Source organism: Vibrio sp. 10N.261.55.F4, from assembly GCF_041470465.1.
Lineage (GTDB): Bacteria > Pseudomonadota > Gammaproteobacteria > Enterobacterales > Vibrionaceae > Vibrio > Vibrio crassostreae_C.
In genome coordinates, this window is record NZ_JBFRMM010000036.1 from 1 (window position 1) to 20,551 (window position 20,551).

Below are 20,551 nucleotides of genomic sequence, written 5' to 3' on the forward strand. Positions count from 1 at the left end.
TGGCTAAATATCTGCTGTTAAAAAACAGTATATGATCACACCTAAATCTGATCATCAAATCGATCTTGAATGTATTGAATTTGTTGTGACTTCAGTGTACAAATTAGTGGAAACATCACTTCACGCTACCCCTTATTCCATATGGGTTTTTCATGATCTTGCCCTGATGTCCAACCTTTAGGTTTGCCATTCATTCGAATTTGGGTACGCTACCGCCCCTAGGTTTAGCTCCTAAAGGCAAGATGGTGCTACTTTTATGCAGTTCCATACGGTTCTAATTAGCATTCTAATGTCAATTTTAGCAACATATGTGTGTATTAACCAGCGTATTCCTTTGTCTAACTTACCAGCCTGTGACCACTTACTCACCCAACGAAAACATTGTTCGTTTCGCAAGTACTAGGGGCCTATGAAGTAGCGATTTTTTTGTGCTGTAGTGCAGTAGCGTTTTTCTATATCAATAAATGTTGCCGTTTCGGTACAGCTATTCGAAGCTTTGGTTATTGTTTACCAAAAATAACACTTTGATTTCTTTACATGCTAGTCCGTGTAGGTAGTGGCTCAGCTGCAAGGCTAAGAACTCGCAGATGCGCGCTTCCACTCGCGCTATCTCCTTTTCTAAAATCGTTAATTTCTCTTCCATTGTCAGTTTTTATGTTGGTATCGCCCTTGCTCCAAAAAAGCTTTCTTTTGAAATAAGTCTTTGCTCAATCTTAGTCACGAGTTCTCATTGCTTAGCATCCTCACCAATCGGCTTGGATTGACTTTGAGCCTTGATACGCACTTCAAGCGGGTTGGCTTTAAATTCCGCTAAGGCTGAGTAACGAGCATGGGTTGTTGAGGGTTCATAAGCTAAGTGGCCCGTACCACTTGTTCAGATGATATTGCTTATTTGGACTTTATCGCTCGCACGGCTTGTTTGGGCTTCGCTGTTGTTCTTGATTTAGCTGCCTTTGTTGATTCTGAAGCTCTTGTTGGTGTAGATACCCTTTCTGGTTTACATGTCCTTGTTTGTTTAGAGAGTGGCTATGAAACTGGCTTTACGGCTTCTACGTAGCAAGCCGTTCACGAAGTGGGGTATCACTTTGTTAATCGTCGCAATGGGGAAGTCGAACTTGGTAGGTTGTTGTCGCAAACCGGCACGCATGTGAAAGGACGAAGAGCAGAAGGAGGAGGGATTAGAATGAACGGAATACGAAGTATCAAGAAAGAGAGGTAACGCTGAGTTCCACTACACCCTTCCTCTGTATTCTCCTACCCTTTCTCGCTATACTCCCGATCTATAGTTTTTCGCCCAATAACGAATAAGAGTTCAAGACATGCAAGAGTTAGTTCCATTTGTTCAAGAGAATATGATTTTAGCCATCGTATGGATCGGCTTGGTTGTTGCCATCATTGCGAACGTTATCAAGACATCAAGCGCAGCCTACAAAGAGATCACGGCAGCGCAAACCACACACATGATTAACCGTGAAAACGGTATTGTGGTTGATATTCGTACTAAGGATGAGTTCAAAAAGGGCCATATTACGGACGCAGTTCACATTTTGCCGTCAGATATCAAAGCAAATAGCTTTGGTAGCCTTGAAAGCCAAAAAGCAGACCCAATCATCGTAGTATGCAAGACAGGTCAAACCGCTCAAGAAAGCGCGAACTTGCTGGTTAAAGCAGGTTTCGAAAACGTAAGCGTACTGAAAAGCGGCTTAGTGGCTTGGAGCGAAGCTAACCTTCCTTTAGTTAAAGGTAAGAAATAGGTTAAAGGCAAGAAGCGGCTGACCGATAAACTAACTTTCAGGCTCTGTTCGATAAATACAATGAACAGAGTCTAATTTAAAATTTTTAAGGACAAGAAAATGGCTGAAGCAGCACAACAAGACGCACAACAAAACTTCGCAATCCAACGTATCTTCCTAAAAGACGTATCTTTCGAAGCGCCAAACTCTCCAGACATGTTTCAAAAAGAGTGGAACCCAGATGTAAAACTGGATCTAGACACTCAAAGCCGTGAACTTGGCGAAGGTGTTTACGAAGTCATCCTACGTCTAACGGTTACGGTTAAGAACGCAGAAGACACTGCATTCCTTTGTGAAGTTCAACAAGGCGGTATCTTCTCTGCTAGCGAAATGGAAGCTGGCCAACTGGCTCATTGCCTAGGTGCATTCTGCCCGAACATCCTGTTCCCATACGCTCGTGAAACGATTTCTAGCCTAGTGGTTAAAGGTACGTTCCCACAACTGAACCTAGCACCTGTAAACTTCGATGCTTTGTTCATGAACTACCTACAGAACCAAGCTCAACAAGCTGAAGGCGAGCAGGCTTAAGTCTCAAAGTAGAACTTAATCCTAACGTTTCAAACGCTAGTTAACTCTTAAATGCACATCGTAACTTCTGCGATGTGCATTTTTTCTTTACACTGTACTAAGATAGAAAGCCTTCTGATTATTAGGAAGCTTTTCCAGAATTCTTCGATTTCCCTCATTATTTTTAGGTGGAAGCATGACAGACACAACTCGCCCGACTAACACGGCAGACGCTTACGGCAAAGAAATCGCCATGACTGTCATTGGCGCTGGTTCTTACGGAACCTCTTTAGCGATATCTCTAGCGCGTAACGGTGCCAATGTTGTTCTTTGGGGACACGACCCTGTTCATATGGCTCGTCTTGAATCTGAGCGTGCTAATAATGAGTTCCTGCCAAATATCGACTTTCCAGAAAGCCTAATCATCGAATCCGATCTTGAGAAAGCAGTAACAGCAAGTCGTGACCTTCTCGTTGTTGTGCCTAGCCACGTATTTGGTATTGTTCTAAACAGCCTGAAACCTTACTTAGGTACGGATTCTCGCATCTGTTGGGCGACCAAAGGCCTAGAGCCAGAAACAGGTCGTTTACTTAAAGATGTCGCACATGATGTGCTTGGTAATGGGTATTCGTTAGCGGTTCTATCAGGGCCTACTTTTGCCAAAGAGTTAGCGATGGGCATGCCAACGGCTATCTCTGTCGCTTCACCAGATGAAGTATTCTTAGAAGAGCTGCAAGAGAAGATCCACTGCGGTAAAACATTCCGCGTATACGCAAACTCAGATTTCATCGGCATGCAACTTGGCGGCGCGGTGAAAAATGTTATCGCAATTGGCGCAGGCATGTCGGATGGCATTGGTTTTGGTGCCAATGCTCGTACTGCACTGATCACGCGTGGTTTAGCTGAAATGAGTCGCTTAGGCGCTGCACTGGGTGCACAACCCGAAACCTTTATGGGTATGGCAGGGCTGGGCGATCTAGTACTAACCTGTACTGATAACCAATCACGTAACCGTCGTTTTGGATTGGCTTTAGGTTCAGGTAAAGACGTCGATACTGCACAAGAAGAGATCGGCCAAGTGGTCGAAGGCTATCGCAACACTAAAGAAGTTTGGTTACTATCCGAACGTATGGGTGTTGAGATGCCAATTGTTGAACAAATCTATCAAGTGCTGTATCAAGGGAAAGATGCCCACTTAGCGGCACAAGATCTGCTTGCTCGAGACAAGAAGTCAGAGCGATAACATCGCTTATTAAGTCGTGGAATGAAATAGATAAAATGGATGGAAAAATGAAACACTGTGAACAGCAAAAGGTTTGGCAATGCATTGTGAAGGAAGCTCGACAGCAGTCAGAGCAAGAACCTATGCTTGCGAGTTTTTACCATGCCACCATTATCAACCACGAAAGCTTAGGCGCTGCATTAAGTTATATCCTAGCCAATAAGCTAAAGACGGCTTCAATGCCCGCAATGGCGGTGCGTGAGGTGGTTGAACAAGCATTCAAGCAAGATCAATCGATTATTGATGCGGCTGCTTGTGATATCTGCGCGACGGTAAATCGAGATCCTGCGGTCGAGATGTACTCGATGCCTTTGCTTTATCTGAAAGGCTACCACGCTTTGCAAGGTTACCGAGTGGCTAACTGGCTATGGAAGCAAGGGCGTATTGCACTTGCTACTTACCTACAGAACCAAATTTCGGTTGCTTGCCAAGTGGATATTCACCCAGCCGCTCGTATCGGTAAAGCGATCATGCTCGACCACGCCACCGGTATCGTGATTGGTGAAACAGCCGTAGTTGAAAATGATGTATCTATCCTTCAAGACGTGACTTTAGGTGGTACGGGTAAAGAAGGTGGCGATCGTCACCCTAAAATCCGCGAAGGTGTAATGATCGGTGCCGGCGCTAAAATACTTGGCAATATTGAAGTGGGTGAAGGCGCGAAAATTGGTTCTTGCTCAGTGGTTCTTCAAGCCGTTCCGCCTCATACGACTGTCGCTGGTGTTCCTGCAAAAATTGTTGGAAAGCCGAAAACTGATAAGCCATCTTTAGACATGGATCAGGGGTTTAACGGTCGCTCTCAGAACTTCATCCATGGTGATGGGATTTAAGAGCAGATTCGGGATCCGACGAATAGCCGATAGCCGAGATGCGAAAAGACTCGCAGCAGATGCTGATTATTAATAAGAGCAAAATGACGATAATGATGAAACCCGTTCAATCAATGAGCACTGTTCTTTTGATATCTGCCAGCCTTGGTGTTGCTCTTTTGTCTTCATCATCATTTGCTGCATCTCAGGGGGAACTGAAAGGCGTATCGAGTGAAATATCTCGCCAACAAAAAAACCTGTCCTCACAACAGAAAAAACTCGATAGCCTACAAGCAAGCCTCAAGAAACAAGAGCTATCCATCGCTTCACTTGAAAAAGCGATTCTAGACAGTAAAAAGCAGCTCAATACGGCTAATGCAAATATTGCTAACTTAGACACCAAGATTAAAGCGCTTACGGCTCAGAAAAAAGTCCATACCGATAAATTAGAGCAACTGATTCAGACATACTACATGACAAGTCGAGCTAAAGCTTCTTCTCACATCCTCAACACAGGTGTGGAAGAAGATCGCATCAGTCATTATTACCAGCACCTTGCCAAAGCTCGCTCCGCAACCATTAAAACGATTGAACAGACGCAACTTGAATTAGAAGAAAGCCACAAACAGCGTCAACTCGAGCAAGAACAAATCGCAACATTGTTAAAACAGCAAACCACTAAGCGTGACAAGTTGTCTCAGACTCAAACACAACGTAAGAAAACCGTTGGCAGTATTAAGAAGAATATTTCTGGCGACAAAAATTACTTGGCTGAACTTCAGCGAAATGAAACTCGCCTGAAAGCTGAAATAGCAAAAGCAGAAAAAGCGGCTCGAGAACGACGTAATGCAGTCCCGATGGATGGCCTAGCAAAACGTAAAGGTAAGCTACCTTGGCCGATCAAAGATAAAGTTCTACATAACTACGGTTCACGTCAAACGGGGCAAATTAACTGGAAAGGCATGGTGATCAACGCCAAGTACGGTCAGCAGGTTAAATCCGTTTACTCAGGTACGGTGGTATTTGCCGAGTATCTGCGAGGCTATGGTTTAGTGGTTCTTCTCGATCATGGTAAAGGTGATATGACGCTCTATGGCTTTAACCAAGCACTACTGAAGAAAGAAGGTGACAAGGTTAAAGCTGGCGAAGCGATTGCGCTTGCTGGTGACACTGGCGGCCAAACGCGCCCTTCACTGTACTTTGAGATTCGCAGAAACAGCCAAGCCCAAAACCCGAAGAGTTGGTTAGTTCGATAAAGAGCAGATACGGGATGCGAGTATCTTTCTTCGAATCCCGTATACCGCTTACTCGTCTCTTTCTATTTAGAGTTCAACGCCCTTACACCATCTTCCAATAATGTCAGCTGCTCAAAACCTTGAGCTGTCGCAATCGGTTTAACCGTCGCGATCATCTGCAGCATTCCTTGATGAACCACTTGCTCGGTAATTTGAGCTTTTGGAGACATCGCAGACTGATACGCCAACCAACCCGATGCGATCAAGTGAAGAGAAGTGACCATCGATTTCATTTCCGTATCCGTTGCTTTGAGCAGGTTCAACTCAACGAAGGCTCGCATGATATCGACAAGATTCGTTTGCAGCTTTTCTTGTACGGCCATGTAATCAAGGTGGAGTTTTTCATCACGTGACAATATTTCAGGCAGATTCGCATAGAAGAATCGGTACTTCCACATCAGTGTGAAGATAGAATCTAAGTAAGTCTTTAGTAACGTCAGGCTTTCTTGTTGGCCTTGAATCGGTGTGAACCTTTCAAGTAACTCTGTCGAATAGAGAGTAAAGATGTCACGGACAATTTCTTGCTTGTTGCGGAAATGGTAGTAGAGGTTACCAGGGCTAATCTCGATATGCTCAGCAATATGATTGGTCGTAATACTACGCTCACCGTGCTCATTAAAAAGCTCTAGAGCAGCGTAAACAATCTTGTCACGTGTTTTCATTAGTTATTAGTATCCCTATCCGTTTAGAGGTTCAGTATATCGCCACTAAACGGATAGATCGAGCTGTTAACATCTGGTCTAATTAGCATTAGCTAAAATAGAGCCGAATCAATCACTGCCAAACAGATCTCGTGTGTACACCTTATCTGCAACGTCTGCGATTTCTTCCACCATTCTGTTAGATACAATCACATCCGATACAGCTTTGAACTCTTCTAGGTCAGAATAAACCTTCGAGTTAAAGAAATGCTCTTCCTCTAACACAGGTTCGAATACGACCACTTCGATACCCTTAGCTTTCAAACGCTTCATTATCCCTTGAATCGACGATGCTCGAAAGTTGTCGGAGCCAGCCTTCATGATCAAACGATAAATACCGACAATTTTAGGCGAGCGCTTAATAATTGAATCCGCAATGAAGTCCTTACGAGTACGGTTAGCATCGACAATGGCACCCACAATATTGTTAGGTACATCTTGATAGTTTGCTAATAGTTGCTTGGTGTCTTTTGGTAAGCAGTAACCACCGTAACCAAATGAAGGGTTGTTGTAATGATTGCCGATACGAGGGTCTAAGCCAACACCTTCTATGATCTGACGAGAATCCAAGCCATGCGCTTCCGCGTAAGAATCGAGCTCATTGAAATAAGAAACACGCATCGCTAAGTAGGTATTTGAGAACAGTTTTACTGCTTCGGCTTCCGTTGAGTTAGTAAACAAAACATCGATACTCTCTTTTTCTGCGCCTTCAACCAGCAGATTCGCAAACACTTTAGCGCGTTCAGAGCACTCACCAACGATAATACGTGATGGGTGTAGGTTATCGTACAGGGCCTTGCCTTCACGCAAAAACTCCGGTGAGAACATGACGTTTTCGCAGTTCAGCTCTTGCTTAATACGCTCGGTATAGCCAACCGGCACCGTTGATTTAATAACCATCACCGCATCAGGATTGATCTCCATGACGTCTTTGATGACAGATTCTACAGAGCTGGTATCAAAATAATTGTTTTTAGGGTCATAATCGGTAGGTGTAGCAATGATGACAAATTCAGCATTTTTGTAAGCGGCTTTATCCGTTGTTGCCATGAAGTTCAGCGTCTTATTTGATAGAAAGTGCTCAATCTCATTGTCTACAATCGGTGACTGCTTATTGTTTAGCATTGCCACTTTTTCATCGATGATATCTACCGCAATGACTTCATGATGTTGTGCCAAAAGCATAGCGTTTGATAGACCCACATACCCTGTACCGGCTACTGCAATCTTCATGATAATACCTATAGTTTTGAGTAATTAACTCAACATAATTTATAACTTAGCTTGCCGTATCATACTCTGGTTGGGGAATTATTCCACTAGCCCGCTTTATCCATTCCTTGCTATACTCGTGACAGTTTTGTATTCAAAAGAGTTAGAAAATTATGATTATCGTAACGGGTGGTGCTGGCATGATTGGCAGCAATATTGTTAAGGCGCTTAATGAAGCGGGCCACAACGATATTCTAGTCGTCGACAACTTAAAAGATGGTAAGAAATTTAAGAACCTTGTAGACCTAGACATCACGGATTACATGGATCGTGATGACTTCCTAACTCAAGTCATGGCCGGTGATGATTTTGGTCATATTGAAGCTGTTTTCCATGAAGGAGCATGCTCTGCTACCACTGAGTGGGATGGCAAATACATGATGCTCAACAACTATGAATACTCAAAAGAGCTACTTCATTACTGTGTTGAGCGTGAAATTCCTTTCTTGTATGCCTCTTCAGCTGCAACTTACGGTGAGACCGACACTTTCATCGAAGAGCGAGAGTACGAAGGTGCATTGAATGTCTACGGCTATTCAAAACAACAATTTGATAACTACGTTCGTCGCTTAACCGCGGATGCAGCAGCACACAACGAAACGCTTTCGCAAATCGTAGGGTTTCGTTACTTCAATGTTTATGGTCCACGCGAGCAACACAAAGGCAGCATGGCCTCTGTCGCTTTCCACCTAAACAACCAAATGAATGCCGGTGAAAACCCGAAATTGTTCGCAGGTAGCGAAACCTTTAAGCGTGATTTTGTGTATGTAGGTGATGTTGCGGCTGTAAACTTGTGGTTCTTAGAGAATGGGGTATCAGGCCTCTTTAATCTAGGTACTGGCAATGCTGAGTCGTTTGAAGAAGTCGCCAAGGCAGTTATCAAGCACCATGGTAAAGGCGAAATCGAAACGATTCCTTTCCCTGAGCATTTAAAAGGTGCTTACCAAGAATTCACTCAAGCAGACTTAACTAAACTTCGCGGTACAGGTTGCGATATCGAGTTTAAAGCAGTAGCCGATGGCGTTGCTGAGTACATGAAGATCGTAAACGCTTAACGGTATATTTCAGATTAGGACCAATAATACACCCTACTTTTAGCGTGTATTATTGGGAATGTCTAACGAATATAATCATTCCCAGAGTGACCGATATTAAGTTAACTCTCTGATTTAAATAATGTAGTGAATGAATGACCACACAACGCAATGATTTTGATCCAAAAGCTTACAATCCTGAGTTTGAATGGGGTTTTCTAGCACCTAAATACTGGGGAACTTGGATTGCTGTTTTGTTATCGTCTTTAGTCTGCTTCTTACCTAATAGCATTCGTTTAGCATTAGCTAAGTTTATGGCTAAGCAAGCTGTAAAAATTAAGAATAAGGCTAACCGCCGGGCTCGAGTGAACCTTGAGATGTGTTTCCCTGAGCAATCAATCGAAGAGCGCGAAGAAACTCTCTATCAGTCATACGTTACTTCCATCTCATTTTTGATGGGATTTGCTTCACTGACACTCAAGAGTAAAACTTGGCTAGAGAATAACACTGCGATAAACGGCCTAAGCAACCTAACCGATATTATAGACAGTGGCGAGAATGTGATCTTGCTGGTGCCACACACATGGGCTATCGATATCCCAGCGGTATTATTAGCTTCACGCAATTTACCTGTATCTGCGATGGCGAAAGCACAAAAAAACAAACTCAGTGACTGGCTAATGCACCGACAGCGCGTGCAATACGGCGGTCGTGTTTATGATCGCAGCGGTGGTATCAAACCTTTCATCAAGTCGGTACGTGATGGGTACCTGGGTTACTACCTCCCTGATGAAGATCTTGGCCGTGAGCACAGTGTCTTCGTTGACTTTTTCGCGACTCAAAAAGCAACTATCTCAGGCCTTGGTCGCCTATCAAAACTAAGTAAAGCTAAAATTGTGCCCTTGTTTGCTCAATACGATAGCAGTACAGGCCAATACGCCTTGGACTTCTACCCTGCTCTACCCTTCCCAACAGGAAGCGAAGAACAGGATGCTCGTATGATGAATCAATGTATTGAAGACTACGTAAGCAAAAACCCAGAGCAATATATGTGGATCTTAAGACTGCTTAAGACTCGCCCTGATAGCAATATAAATCCTTATAGTGGTTAGCATTACATTAAACAGTATGAATATTATTAACAGAAAGCAGATTTATACAGCAATCTTACTATTACCTTACTTTTTTGCTGTTACAGGCATGTTAGTTTTAGATAGTGGTGATAAGAAAATGATCCCACTATTTTTGATTAGTATCATCGGCAGTATATTAGTATTTAAAAAAGAAACTATATTAAATAACATACAGAGCCAGTTTGTGTGGTTAATTGGCATTTCATGTATATATACTATCTTTAGCTATTATTATCACGGATCCAGTTCTAGAGAGCTAAGAGCACTGATTGGACTTACTCTTTTCCTTATAGCTTTTCCATACCATATACTTACTCAAAAAGTAATTCAATGGGTAGTTTTGATCGGTAGTTTGGCAATATTTGTCAATAGCGTCTATTTCAATGTTTATATCTGTACAGGGCGTAATGCTGGTTATATAAATCCGATACCTTACTCAACTGCATGCGCATTGATATCCATAATCGCGTTTTCTTTATTGCTAGGTAATTCTCCTTTAAAGGGTAAAACCCTTCCTTTGGTCGCTTTTCTGCTGTCGTTACCTCCTATAATCCTAAGTGAAACTAGAGGGATTTGGTTGGCGTTTACTTTAAGTATCTTTATTATAATCGCAGTTAAATGTATTAAAAATCCTCCTTCGAGAAAATATATACTATTTACACTTATACTCACAGCCATTCTAACTTCTACTGGCGCCTTCTTATTTAAAGATAAAATAAATGAGAGATATAACCAAACCATCTATGAAGTCAAAAAGATTCAATCAGGCGATTATAGTACATCCGTTGGGCTTAGATTACAAATGTGGATGTTAGCTCCGGAATTAATAAAACAAAAACCAATACTAGGGCACGGACAAGAACAACGGGATATATTAAAAGGTAAGTTAGAACATGGTGAAATATCTAGATCGCTATATCACTATGCTTCAGCCCACTTCCACAATCAGTTTTTAGATAAAATGGTTAAGTCTGGGGTTATAGGAACGATGCTAGTAATTGGACTTCTGCTTTATCCACTAATGATGGTGAGGAAATCACCACCATCCGATGCATATATAATAATTGGTTTGGTTAGCTTATTTTACATCGCAGGTTTAACTGATGTACCTTTTAATCACCCTCAACCTTTAATGTTATATTTATTATTTCTAATTCCTATATGCTCAAGAATTCAGAGGGATTCCAATGACTAAAATCTTTGTCATAAATTTAGAATCTTCGATAGAAAGAAGAAAAAACATTAGTTGTCAATTGAATGAATTAGATCTTTCTTTTGATATATTTAATGCTGTAGACGGTAGAGATACACCAACTCATCCATTATTTGAGCGTTACAACGACAAGCTAAGTCAAGCATTCAGAGCAAAAACACTGAGTGCTGGTCAGCTAGGATGCTATGCGAGCCATTATTTATTATGGGAAAAATGTGTTGAAATTAATCAACCAATAATCGTAATTGAAGATGATGCTCTTATATTTAAAGACGAGTTTCTTAATTTCATACAAGATATCAGTGATGTACCAGAAGCTGTAGAGTGTGTCAGGTTATTCAAAAATAAACGTCGAAAGTATGACTCTTACGAAGTCTACAAGAGTAACTCAACGAACATTCATAAGTTCACCAAAGGACACATGAGTGCTACAGCCTATTTTTTAAGACCTTCTGGAGCTAAAAAATTCCTCCAGCATTCACATGAATGGTATATGGCCGTAGATATTTATATGGACCGATTCTGGCAAAATGAAGTTGAGTGTTATGGGACTGCGGTTCCTTGTTTAACGAACGACCCTAAGTTTGATTCCGATATCGGTTATGAAAAACGCACAAGCACCAGAAGTTTATTCAAGAAATGTAAGCGTGAATGGTTCAATTTAAACGAAACTATCCAGCGTCACCTACATAACATAAAATTCAAATACTCGAAGCGGTAATCCAATGAAAATTCTTATTGCTAGTTCCTACTATCATGCTCGAAATAGTGTACGTCCTGAAGCCGAAATGTTTATAGAAATGGTAAAGCAAGGTCATGAGGTCACAGTTCTTACCCAAGGCGATGCAGAATACGCTCAACGGTTTCAAGAAAATGGCGTAAGAGTTGTTGATGCCTACCCAAATAAAAAGATTTGTTTAAAGACTATTAAAGCTTATAGGGCTGAACTGAACAGCAAAGCCTATGACATTTTTTATGCATTTAATTCTAAGACGATACCAAACGCTGCGTTTGCTTGTATTGGTAAGAAAACAAAATTAATCACATATCGCGGGACTACAGGTGGCCTGTATCGCCATGATCCTTCAGCCTACCTCACTCACCTGCACCCAAAAGTCAGTGGTGTTGTATGCGTATCAAAAGCTGTCGCCAATGACGTTAAAAAGAGAGTTTGGTGCAATAAAGATAATGTAGTTACCATCTACAAAGGTCACGAACTAGACTGGTATACTGTTCAGGAAAATAAGCCAGAAGAGTTTGGCTTAGACTCCAATAATGTCATTGCTGTGTGTGCTGCTCATGTTAGGCCCAGCAAGGGAATTGATGTTCTAATCAGAGCTACACACTTTGTTGATAACCCAAACTTTCATCTTCTTTTAATTGGCAGTGGTTACGAACCTTATTTTGATATGGCGAAAGATAGCCCTATGTCAGAGAGAATACACTTCATTGGTCACAGAAAAGATGTTCCATCCATTATGGCTATGGCTGATTTTCAAATTCAACCATCAATCAGTGGAGAGGGGCTCCCAAGAACGATTGTTGAAGCTATGGCAAATGGGACACCGTCAATAGTGACAACAACGGGTGGCTCCCCAGAGCTGATCGAAGAAAACGAAACTGGCCATATTGTTCCTGTAAAAAATGCTCAGTCTTTAGGTGAATCTATAAACAACATGGCAAAGAGTAAAGAACGATGTTCAGAAATGGGACATAAAGCAAAGATCAGACTCCAACGCTACTTTTCGTCATCAGAAACAGTTAAACAACACATTCGCTTTTTTGAGAAATTAACGAACAAATAGCTTAGCAATCAAAGGGCAAGTAAGTGGATAACCAACTTGCCCAAACGACCTACTTGTGGTCTTGAATAATTCTGTTTACCACTGCTTTTTGAGTCTCGACTATCGCATTGAGTTGTGCCAAAGAGCTCAATTGGTAATTGCTCTTGTCATTGGCTAAAACTTTAAGCTTCAATTGTAAATTTTTCATATCGTCATTAGAGGCCAGTTTGTACACAGTCACGAGTGACAGCCACTTTCTCGATGAAGATTTAAATAATTTAGCTACATTTCTCTTAAACGTATTTTCTAACAATTTACCAATGGGCATCTTATTAACACTCATAAAAGGTAAGTCGTGTAATATTAGCTCTACATCCATAGATTCAGCAAAGTCATACCACTTTTCATCGTCAAATGCCGGGGAGAAACGAACTCCTTTCCAAGGGATGCGAAGTACGTCCGCAATAATAGCACCGTGCATAGCCTCAGTCACAACGGATTCACACTGTTGAAGTGCCAACAAAAAGTCCTCGACTGGTTGTTTTGCTGTAATATATGTTAAACCTATCTTCTGGCAAACTTTATCCCAATCGATAAAATCTTCACTACGATGGTGTGGAATAAATCCAATCTTCCCTTCTTGTCTTTCTGCTTTAGGGAAATCAACTTCACGAAGAAGATAAGCGCCATCTCCAACTACTAACTCTGGCTTTAACCCTAATTTTTTTGCCGTCCTAGGACCTCTTACACCATAAACGGTACACTTATCAGATAGCTTGGGGACATTCCACTCCCATGAACCTGATGAGAAAATAATGATTTCGTCCGCACCTGAAAGAGTTTTATCTAATCGCTTCTCCGTCAAAATCGTCCCTATGCCTAAAAAATAACGAGAGCTATCTTCTACAATCAAGTCACCAAAAAGTTGTGGCCACAACCAAGGGTTAAGATCATCCCCTACGTTGTAAGTATCTGACAGACAGTACTCTAATTTAAAAGCCACTGGTTAGCTCCTTTCTTTTTCAATAAGCCACAAGCCAACATATTTATTGAAATTCACTTGAGCGTAAGTCATAGCCATAATGAAACCGACACTGCCATCCATAAAGCCACGGCGGATAATATAGACTAAGAAGAACGTCCATATCGCTCGTAGTAGAGCGAGGAATAGGCCATGTGATTTCTTACCTTTACGGTGATATTTTTGAGAACCAAGCCAAGCGTACTGCGCTGCTTTATCTAGGCCGTGACCATAATCGCGATGGGTGTAATGAAGAAGAAACCCCTTCAATACACCTGTAGAGCCTTGCTCAGGAACGACTGTCTCGTGAACCTCGTCTAACGTATATCGAGAGCCTTCTCTCTTAAACAGTCTTAATACTGCACGAGCACTGCGGCCATGTTTTAGAGTCGTGCCATAAAGAGTCACTCCCCAAGGAAGTTTATAAGCAGTGTGCTTGATTTGATCTTGTTTTAATAGTTCAACAAGAGCGTCGCTCATCTCTTTATCGAGAGCTTCGTCAGCATCAATTGATAGCACCCAATCACATGTCGCTTTATCTAGCGCTCGCTGTTTTTGCTTACCAAAGCCAGGCCAATCTGTGATTGTCACGTTATCTGTATATTTTTGGCATATCTCAACGGTTGCGTCCGTTGATCCGCTGTCTAACACAATTAGCTCATCGGCAATATCAACCACAGATTTTAGGCAAGTTTCAATTCGGTCTTCTTCATTCTTGGTAATAACAATGACAGACAGGGTATGTTTTCTCATTATTCAGCCCTAGAATTTCCAATAGTTTAATGATTTGCGGATTTTAAAGTTACGAATCCAATTTTTTGGTTTTTTATCCTGCCAACCGCTTTCTAGCACATCCGTAATAGCACTCAGAACTCTCGCTGAGGATTGACCGTCCAAATATGGCGTTATTGACGGACCATAATTAGCAATGGCTTTATCTCTTGTTTCATCAGGCAGCATAGCTTGTTGAATTGCTGATTCTAACTGCTCTGCTTGGGTAATATTGATGAAGCTCGCTTGAGGCTCTCGGTTATTTACCGTAACAACCGGCTTATTGAGCAACAAGAATTCCTGAAATATCGATGAGTTGTCACACACCATAACATCAGCACGATGCTGCATTTCAATCACTCGATCATTGTCGAAGAACAGAAGGTTGTCCCCTTCCAACGCCTGGTATTTTTCTCGTGTCTCTTGCTTCATTTTAGGATGCAATGTGACTAACCATTGCCACTGGCTCAGTTTGCTTAGGCGCTTAAGCTCTTCATAAACCAATTCAGCACAGGATAAACTTGGCGAAAAAGTGGAAGCGAATAGAATTTGAGGTCTTTCAAAATGCTTGTCACTGGTTTGATAATTAAACAAGCTATCGAGCTTCAGCCACCCGGTCTCTTTAACTTGAAAATAGCCGCGCTGCTTAGCTAGCGGCTCAAGCGAGCTTGTTCTTTCATGGCCTTCGGTGCAATACAAATCAAATAGACCACGTTCAGGATATAAGTTCCCTCGTTTGCTCTCGTTCAAACCGTGAAACACTTGCACCTTCAATCCAGGGATAAAAGCAGGAACGCGATCCCCTGGCACTAAAACAGCCGAAGGATTATAGGCGACAGCTTCTGTCAAAGAGACACACTGCTCTTGATCCAGTAAAAGATGTTCAGAAGCACCTTCCCCAACGAGCAACCACTTTACATCGTGGCCAAGTTGCTTCGCGTAGTTATAAAATGGACGAAGAATAGCAAATGAGTAGTTTTGCTCGACATAGAGCAAGAAACGATAGGATTGATCGGTTTGAATAAGCGATGAGATAGAGTTCACCATTTCCGTTTGAAAGTGTCACTAAGCATTTAATTATAACGCTCTTTACTTTCGAGATTGAAGAAAATACTCTTCTCATTACTGATTTTACCCTCTGGTGTCACTGTTCTTATGCTTATACGACTTATCTATACTCTCATATTGTCATTAGCTTCTCCGCTACTGCTGTATGGGCTTTATAAGAGCAAACCTGGAAAGCCAAGTTTTGGTCAGCGTTGGAAAGAACATTTCGGGATCACACCGCAAACTCAAGGTAAGAATCCTATCTGGATTCACGCAGTATCGGTTGGTGAATCGATTGCCGCCGTACCGATCATAAAGCAACTGAAGCGACGCAATCCAAACCAAGCCATTATCGTTACCACCACAACCAGCACGGGTGCAGAGCAGATAGAAAAACTCGGTGATTTGGTCGAACATCGCTACATGCCGATTGATTTTTCTTGGTGTGTACGAGGCTTCCTTAAATCAGTAAAACCAAAGCAAATGTTGATTATGGAAACAGAGCTTTGGCCAAACACGTTACATTGCGTCGCGAAAGCTGGGATTCCTATTTCAGTACTCAACGCTCGCCTATCTGAGCGCTCGTGCCAGCGCTATGCTAAATTCCAATCCGTCTTTAACCTTCTAGCGAAAAACCTTTCTCAAGTACTCTGCCAATACCCAAGTGATGCTGAGCGTTTTATACGATTAGGGTTAGATAGAGCATCGGTGCATGTGACAGGCTCAATCAAGTTTGATATTGAAGTCTCTTCTGAACAAGTAGAAAAAGGTAAAGCTTTGAGGGATCAAGTCGGCTTTAATCGTGATGTCTGGATTGCTGCGAGTACCCACCAAGGTGAAGATGAAATTGTTTTAGATGCTCATAAGCAACTTCTAAAAGACAAACCAAGAGCGTTATTGATGATTGTACCTCGTCACCCTGAACGATTCAGCCAAGTGACGGAACTGGCTAAACAGTACGAATTCAATACCGTCACTCGAACAAGTCAACAACCTATCGCCTCTGATGTTGAAGTGTATATCGCTGATACGATGGGAGAAATGTTGACCTTACTCGGTGGTGCTGATGTGTGTTTTATGGGAGGAAGCCTTGTAGGCGATAAGGTAGGTGGCCATAATCTTCTAGAGCCGGCGGCCCTGCAGTTACCTTTACTCAATGGCCCTAGCTATTTTAACTTCAGCGAGATTACTGACAAGCTACTGGAAGCCAATGCCGTGGTTATTTGTCAAGATAGCCAAGATATCGTAGGCCAGCTCGAACAACTGTTCAAACAATCAGAGCTGCGTAAAACTAAAGGCTTAGCGGCTTATCAAGTGGTTGAGCAGAACCGAGGGGCATTGAATAAAACCTTGGAATACATTCTTAGCTAACATTCTTGGCTGTTCGCCATTCTTAACGAATAGCTATTAACCTTGGTAGCCTTGCAATAACGGTTCCCAATCCTGCTCTTGCCATTGAATCTGGCGCTTGTTCACTTCTTTTAAGAACGAGCGCTTTAAGCGATTCAAGTTGCCTTCTTTCCAGTCATCACCCGCTTGCTGACCACACTTATCAAAGTCAATAATCCACACCCTTTGCGAGTCATCAAGCAGGATATTATGAATGTTGAGATCGGTATGATTAACCCCAGCATCGTGCATCTTGCGTACCTCTTGGCCAATTCGACGATAAACATCCGCATCTATCGGGCCATTGACCAAGACATCAACCAGATCTTTGGCATTGGGAATTCGTTCAGACATTAAGTCAGCTCGATAAAGTAGTCCGCTTTTAATTGCTCTAGCAGCAATAGGCTTCGGTACATTCACACCTGCGTTTGCCAATATCTTGAGGACATTAAGCTCCATCGCACAGCGAGTACTCTCCCAATCAGAGAAACGATATTGGTCTTCGACTAGCTTCCCAAACAATCCGCCACGGCGATAGTGACGCAACGCGGCCTGTATTCCATCAAGCTGAATGAACCATGTGGTACCACGACCTTGAGCACTCCCTGAAATGGCTTCACGTTTTCGCCAGTATTCAGCCTCGAAGATCTGTGCGATATCGTCCTCTGGTACCTGAGCCAGAAGTTCAGGGTCGTACCAAATTGTTTGGTTCTTGGTGCTAATCGTTTCCATCTATGAGGCCTTTGGGTCGCTTTTCGTCATTGCTATTTTACAACTAATGCGAGTATCTGCATAATTCTGATGTTATTCACTTTTTTCGGGCACTTTATGTCACTGTTCTCAACTGCACCTCAATCTCTTTGCATACTTCGCCTTTCCGCGATTGGCGACGTTTGTCATGCTATCTCTGTGGTTCAAGCCATCCAGAAGCAGTGGCCTGAAACGAAAATTACTTGGATAACGGGCAAAATAGAAGCCATGCTGATCGGCGATCTACCCGGTATTGAGGTTATTGTTTTCGATAAGAAACAAAGCTTCAAAGGAATGCGTGAATTATGGCGTCAGCTATCTGATCGTAAATTTGATGCACTTCTGCACATGCAAGCCGCACTCAGAGCCAGCGTGCTATCTTGGGGGATCAAGGCGAAGTGCAAAGTGGGATTTGGCAAAAACCGTACTCGTGAAATGCAGTCACTCTTTACCAACCGCCATCTACCTATTTCAGATAAGTTTCATGTGTTGGATAACTTTGCCGAATTTGCTCGCTACATTGGTGTCCCCTTCGATAAGCCTCAATGGGATATCCCTTTAACACCTGAAGATGAACAATTAGCAATCAACACTATGGCAGACAAGCCGACCTTGGTTATCTCCCCAGCTGCAAGCAAAGATTCACGCAATTGGTTAACTGAGCGATATGCAGCTATTGCTGATTATGCTGTCGAACAAGGCATGCAAGTGGTGTTATGTGGTTCTCCGGCACCAAGAGAAGTTAACCTAGGTAGCGACATCGAAAAATTATGCCAGTCGCCAGTAACCAACTTGATTGGCAAAACGAACTTGAAGCAACTGACTGCCGTACTGAAACATGCAACGGTGGTATTGGCACCTGATACTGGCCCAGCTCACTTGGCAACTACGCAGTCAACGCCTGTAATCGGCTTGTACGCACACAGCGATCCTCGTAGAACAGGCCCTTACAACGATCTCGATATCGTAGTGAGTGTTTATCAACAGCATGTAGAAGCGCAACAAGGTAAGCCAGTCGCAGACCTTCCATGGGGAACTCGCGCAAAAGGCGATGATCTAATGAAGGACATCACCGTCGAGATGGTAAAGCAGAAACTCGATAAGGCCTTAAACTCTAGTAAAGCACCGAATTCGAACACTACATTAAGCAAGGACAGCTGATATGAGCACACACGTTATTTACCCAGGGACTTTTGATCCTGTGACCAATGGCCACCTTGATATTATTGTTCGTGCCGCGAGTATGTTTGACCATATCACCGTTGGAGTAGCGGCGAGCCCAAGTAAAAAGACCATGTTTGAATTAGATGAACGAGTAGAGCTATTACGCGATGCCGTAGCTCACCTGTCTAATGTATCTGTTGAAGGGTTTTCTGGATTACTTGTAGATTTTGCCAAACAACAGAAAGCAAACGTGTTGGTGCGTGGTTTGAGAACAACAATGGATTTTGAATACGAGTTTGGTCTCACGAGCATGTACCGGAAGTTACTGCCGGGCCTTGAGAGTGTATTTCTAACCCCTTCAGAAGAGTATGCATTTCTCTCTTCGACAATAGTTCGAGAAGTGGCTATCCATGGTGGGGATATAAGTCAGTTCGTACCACAAAAAGTAGCAGACGAAATAAAGCTAAAAACAGCCAAGTAATTCCCTTTACCTACCCCGAAAAACTAAAATAGCGCTCAGTGAGCGCTATTTTTAATTCAAAGCTATCAATTACTACAGCGAGTAGTAGGCTTTATACCAATCCGCGAAAGCTTTTGCCCCTTCTTGGATCTTCACTTGAGGCTTATAGCCAACTGCTTCAAACAGATCGTCAGTATCAGCGTAAGTCGCGTACACATCACCTGGCTGCATTGGCATGAAGTTCTTTTTCGCTTCAACACCTAGAGCACCTTCTAATGCTTCGATGTAGTCCATTAATTTAACCGGGCTGCCATGACCGATGTTAAACACACGATACGGAGCAGAACTGGTTGCTGGTGAGCCTTGCTCAACGGTCCAATCTGGTTGCTTGGCTGGTATACGATCTTGAACACGAATAATACCTTCAACGATATCATCGATATAAGTGAAGTCACGCATCATGTCGCCGTTGTTATAAATGTCGATTTCTTTGCCCGCTACGATTAGATTCGCAAACTTGAACATCGCCATATCAGGGCGACTCCAAGGGCCGTAAACCGTAAAGAAGCGAAGACCTGTCGTTGGTACGTCGTATAAATGAGAATAGGTATGCGCCATCAACTCATTCGACTTCTTAGTCGCGGCGTACAGTGAAATCGGGTGATCAACACTGTCTGCTGTATGGAATGGCATTTTCTGGTTCAAGCCATAGACTGAGCTAGATGATGCATAAACTAGGTGTTCAACCTTGTTATGACGACAACCTTCTAAGATAGCTAAATGGCCAACAAGGTTGCTGTCGGCATACGCCATCGGGTTATCAATTGAGTAACGAACGCCCGCTTGCGCCGCTAAGTGAATAACACGGTCAAACTTTTGCTCAGCAAACAGCGTTGCCATGCCTTCTCTATCAGCAAGATCCAGCTCGATGAAGGTCAGGTTTTCATGCTCAATGCGCTTTAGGCGATCATGTTTCAAAGAAACTTCGTAGTAGTCATTCAAGTTATCAATGCCCACAACCTCATGCCCAGCTGCACATAATCGCTCTGACACTGCAGAGCCAATAAACCCGGCAACACCAGTTACTAAATATTTCATTCTACTATTCTCAATTCATATCATTAGT

Annotated in this window: 21 protein-coding genes and 1 pseudogene; 14 read left to right on the forward strand and 8 right to left on the reverse strand. The window is 42.6% G+C overall.

Annotated features, from left to right (window positions below; all coding sequences use genetic code 11):
• Positions 1 to 399: 399 nt before the first annotated feature.
• Positions 400 to 643 (reverse strand): annotated as a pseudogene (locus tag AB4249_RS16700) (hypothetical protein).
• A 213-nt stretch (positions 644 to 856) separates the two neighbouring features.
• On the opposite strand from AB4249_RS16700, the gene AB4249_RS16705 reads away from it, so the two are divergent.
• From AB4249_RS16705 to AB4249_RS16730, 6 genes are all read left to right on the forward strand, one after another.
• A complete protein-coding gene (locus AB4249_RS16705; RefSeq protein ID WP_372104067.1) occupies positions 857 to 1,057 on the forward strand; it encodes a hypothetical protein in 201 nt (66 codons plus the stop codon).
• A 262-nt stretch (positions 1,058 to 1,319) separates the two neighbouring features.
• A complete protein-coding gene (locus AB4249_RS16710; protein WP_229647999.1) occupies positions 1,320 to 1,754 on the forward strand; it encodes a rhodanese-like domain-containing protein in 435 nt (144 codons plus the stop codon).
• A gap of 99 nt (positions 1,755 to 1,853) precedes the next feature.
• Positions 1,854 to 2,321 carry a protein-export chaperone SecB gene (gene secB, locus AB4249_RS16715; RefSeq protein ID WP_009847959.1) on the forward strand — a complete coding sequence of 156 codons (468 nt, stop codon included), beginning with the start codon at positions 1,854 to 1,856 and terminating at the stop codon, positions 2,319 to 2,321.
• A 175-nt stretch (positions 2,322 to 2,496) separates the two neighbouring features.
• Positions 2,497 to 3,543, forward strand: a complete 1,047-nt coding sequence (gene gpsA, locus AB4249_RS16720) for an NAD(P)H-dependent glycerol-3-phosphate dehydrogenase (protein WP_372104071.1) — start codon at positions 2,497 to 2,499, stop codon at positions 3,541 to 3,543.
• A 47-nt stretch (positions 3,544 to 3,590) separates the two neighbouring features.
• A complete protein-coding gene (gene cysE, locus AB4249_RS16725) occupies positions 3,591 to 4,412 on the forward strand; it encodes a serine O-acetyltransferase (protein ID WP_009847961.1) in 822 nt (273 codons plus the stop codon).
• An 83-nt stretch (positions 4,413 to 4,495) separates the two neighbouring features.
• Positions 4,496 to 5,647: a murein hydrolase activator EnvC gene (locus tag AB4249_RS16730; protein WP_372104073.1), complete on the forward strand. Its 1,152-nt coding sequence runs from the start codon at positions 4,496 to 4,498 to the stop codon at positions 5,645 to 5,647.
• A 62-nt stretch (positions 5,648 to 5,709) separates the two neighbouring features.
• On the opposite strand, the gene AB4249_RS16735 is transcribed toward AB4249_RS16730, so the two are convergent.
• Positions 5,710 to 6,348, reverse strand: coding sequence for a TetR/AcrR family transcriptional regulator (locus AB4249_RS16735; protein WP_017063104.1), 639 nt, complete (start codon positions 6,346 to 6,348; stop codon positions 5,710 to 5,712).
• A 108-nt stretch (positions 6,349 to 6,456) separates the two neighbouring features.
• Positions 6,457 to 7,620: a nucleotide sugar dehydrogenase gene (locus AB4249_RS16740; RefSeq protein ID WP_372104076.1), complete on the reverse strand. Its 1,164-nt coding sequence runs from the start codon at positions 7,618 to 7,620 to the stop codon at positions 6,457 to 6,459.
• A 152-nt stretch (positions 7,621 to 7,772) separates the two neighbouring features.
• Here AB4249_RS16740 and rfaD point away from each other — a divergent pair, with 152 nt between their 5' ends.
• From rfaD to AB4249_RS16765, 5 genes are all read left to right on the forward strand, one after another.
• Positions 7,773 to 8,714, forward strand: a complete 942-nt coding sequence (gene rfaD / locus AB4249_RS16745) for an ADP-glyceromanno-heptose 6-epimerase (RefSeq protein WP_010433822.1) — start codon at positions 7,773 to 7,775, stop codon at positions 8,712 to 8,714.
• 134 nt (positions 8,715 to 8,848) lie between these two features.
• Positions 8,849 to 9,805: a lauroyl-Kdo(2)-lipid IV(A) myristoyltransferase gene (lpxM, locus tag AB4249_RS16750; RefSeq protein ID WP_229648003.1), complete on the forward strand. Its 957-nt coding sequence runs from the start codon at positions 8,849 to 8,851 to the stop codon at positions 9,803 to 9,805.
• Between the two features lie 16 nt (positions 9,806 to 9,821).
• Positions 9,822 to 11,021: an O-antigen ligase family protein gene (locus AB4249_RS16755; RefSeq protein ID WP_372104079.1), complete on the forward strand. Its 1,200-nt coding sequence runs from the start codon at positions 9,822 to 9,824 to the stop codon at positions 11,019 to 11,021.
• On the forward strand, positions 11,014 to 11,760 hold the full coding sequence (locus tag AB4249_RS16760; RefSeq protein ID WP_372104082.1) for a glycosyltransferase family 25 protein: 747 nt from the start codon (positions 11,014 to 11,016) through the stop codon (positions 11,758 to 11,760). The genes AB4249_RS16755 and AB4249_RS16760 overlap by 8 nt, the downstream gene beginning before the upstream one ends.
• Positions 11,761 to 11,764: 4 nt before the next feature.
• Positions 11,765 to 12,844 (forward strand): glycosyltransferase family 4 protein, encoded by a 1,080-nt coding sequence (locus tag AB4249_RS16765; protein ID WP_102413997.1) that lies wholly within the window; start codon positions 11,765 to 11,767, stop codon positions 12,842 to 12,844.
• Positions 12,845 to 12,893: 49 nt separating this feature from the next.
• Here the strand turns inward: AB4249_RS16765 and AB4249_RS16770 are convergent, their stop codons facing one another.
• From AB4249_RS16770 to AB4249_RS16780, 3 genes are read right to left on the reverse strand one after another with little or no spacing between them, the layout of a single operon-like run.
• A complete protein-coding gene (locus AB4249_RS16770) occupies positions 12,894 to 13,826 on the reverse strand; it encodes a polysaccharide pyruvyl transferase family protein (protein WP_372104084.1) in 933 nt (310 codons plus the stop codon).
• A 3-nt stretch (positions 13,827 to 13,829) separates the two neighbouring features.
• A complete protein-coding gene (locus tag AB4249_RS16775; protein ID WP_065100471.1) occupies positions 13,830 to 14,597 on the reverse strand; it encodes a glycosyltransferase family 2 protein in 768 nt (255 codons plus the stop codon).
• A 9-nt stretch (positions 14,598 to 14,606) separates the two neighbouring features.
• The gene (locus tag AB4249_RS16780) at positions 14,607 to 15,638 is read right to left on the reverse strand and encodes a UDP-N-acetylglucosamine 2-epimerase (RefSeq protein WP_372058111.1); all 1,032 of its coding nucleotides are present in this window, start codon (positions 15,636 to 15,638) and stop codon (positions 14,607 to 14,609) included.
• 132 nt (positions 15,639 to 15,770) lie between these two features.
• Here AB4249_RS16780 and waaA point away from each other — a divergent pair, with 132 nt between their 5' ends.
• Positions 15,771 to 17,033 (forward strand): lipid IV(A) 3-deoxy-D-manno-octulosonic acid transferase, encoded by a 1,263-nt coding sequence (waaA, locus tag AB4249_RS16785; protein ID WP_372104087.1) that lies wholly within the window; start codon positions 15,771 to 15,773, stop codon positions 17,031 to 17,033.
• Between the two features lie 36 nt (positions 17,034 to 17,069).
• On the opposite strand, the gene AB4249_RS16790 is transcribed toward waaA, so the two are convergent.
• Positions 17,070 to 17,783, reverse strand: a complete 714-nt coding sequence (locus AB4249_RS16790) for a 3-deoxy-D-manno-octulosonic acid kinase (RefSeq protein ID WP_108117621.1) — start codon at positions 17,781 to 17,783, stop codon at positions 17,070 to 17,072.
• Positions 17,784 to 17,879: 96 nt separating this feature from the next.
• On the opposite strand from AB4249_RS16790, the gene AB4249_RS16795 reads away from it, so the two are divergent.
• Positions 17,880 to 18,962 carry a glycosyltransferase family 9 protein gene (locus AB4249_RS16795; RefSeq protein ID WP_372104090.1) on the forward strand — a complete coding sequence of 361 codons (1,083 nt, stop codon included), beginning with the start codon at positions 17,880 to 17,882 and terminating at the stop codon, positions 18,960 to 18,962.
• A 1-nt stretch (position 18,963) separates the two neighbouring features.
• Positions 18,964 to 19,446, forward strand: a complete 483-nt coding sequence (gene coaD / locus AB4249_RS16800) for a pantetheine-phosphate adenylyltransferase (RefSeq protein WP_372104092.1) — start codon at positions 18,964 to 18,966, stop codon at positions 19,444 to 19,446.
• 72 nt (positions 19,447 to 19,518) lie between these two features.
• On the opposite strand, the gene AB4249_RS16805 is transcribed toward coaD, so the two are convergent.
• The gene (locus AB4249_RS16805) at positions 19,519 to 20,523 is read right to left on the reverse strand and encodes an NAD-dependent epimerase (RefSeq protein ID WP_372104094.1); all 1,005 of its coding nucleotides are present in this window, start codon (positions 20,521 to 20,523) and stop codon (positions 19,519 to 19,521) included.
• Positions 20,524 to 20,551: the final 28 nt, after the last annotated feature.

Coding starts and splice junctions, on each gene's coding strand:
- waaA (WP_372104087.1), top strand. CDS start 15,771: ATGCTTATACGACTTATCTATACTCTCATATTGTCATTAGCTTCTCCG.
- AB4249_RS16765 (WP_102413997.1), top strand. CDS start 11,765: ATGAAAATTCTTATTGCTAGTTCCTACTATCATGCTCGAAATAGTGTA.
- AB4249_RS16755 (WP_372104079.1), top strand. CDS start 9,822: ATGAATATTATTAACAGAAAGCAGATTTATACAGCAATCTTACTATTA.
- AB4249_RS16790 (WP_108117621.1), bottom strand. CDS start 17,783: ATGGAAACGATTAGCACCAAGAACCAAACAATTTGGTACGACCCTGAA.
- coaD (WP_372104092.1), top strand. CDS start 18,964: ATGAGCACACACGTTATTTACCCAGGGACTTTTGATCCTGTGACCAAT.
- lpxM (WP_229648003.1), top strand. CDS start 8,849: ATGACCACACAACGCAATGATTTTGATCCAAAAGCTTACAATCCTGAG.
- AB4249_RS16760 (WP_372104082.1), top strand. CDS start 11,014: ATGACTAAAATCTTTGTCATAAATTTAGAATCTTCGATAGAAAGAAGA.
- AB4249_RS16740 (WP_372104076.1), bottom strand. CDS start 7,620: ATGAAGATTGCAGTAGCCGGTACAGGGTATGTGGGTCTATCAAACGCT.
- AB4249_RS16795 (WP_372104090.1), top strand. CDS start 17,880: ATGTCACTGTTCTCAACTGCACCTCAATCTCTTTGCATACTTCGCCTT.
- cysE (WP_009847961.1), top strand. CDS start 3,591: ATGAAACACTGTGAACAGCAAAAGGTTTGGCAATGCATTGTGAAGGAA.
- AB4249_RS16805 (WP_372104094.1), bottom strand. CDS start 20,523: ATGAAATATTTAGTAACTGGTGTTGCCGGGTTTATTGGCTCTGCAGTG.
- AB4249_RS16710 (WP_229647999.1), top strand. CDS start 1,320: ATGCAAGAGTTAGTTCCATTTGTTCAAGAGAATATGATTTTAGCCATC.
- rfaD (WP_010433822.1), top strand. CDS start 7,773: ATGATTATCGTAACGGGTGGTGCTGGCATGATTGGCAGCAATATTGTT.
- gpsA (WP_372104071.1), top strand. CDS start 2,497: ATGACAGACACAACTCGCCCGACTAACACGGCAGACGCTTACGGCAAA.
- AB4249_RS16730 (WP_372104073.1), top strand. CDS start 4,496: ATGACGATAATGATGAAACCCGTTCAATCAATGAGCACTGTTCTTTTG.
- secB (WP_009847959.1), top strand. CDS start 1,854: ATGGCTGAAGCAGCACAACAAGACGCACAACAAAACTTCGCAATCCAA.
- AB4249_RS16775 (WP_065100471.1), bottom strand. CDS start 14,597: ATGAGAAAACATACCCTGTCTGTCATTGTTATTACCAAGAATGAAGAA.
- AB4249_RS16735 (WP_017063104.1), bottom strand. CDS start 6,348: ATGAAAACACGTGACAAGATTGTTTACGCTGCTCTAGAGCTTTTTAAT.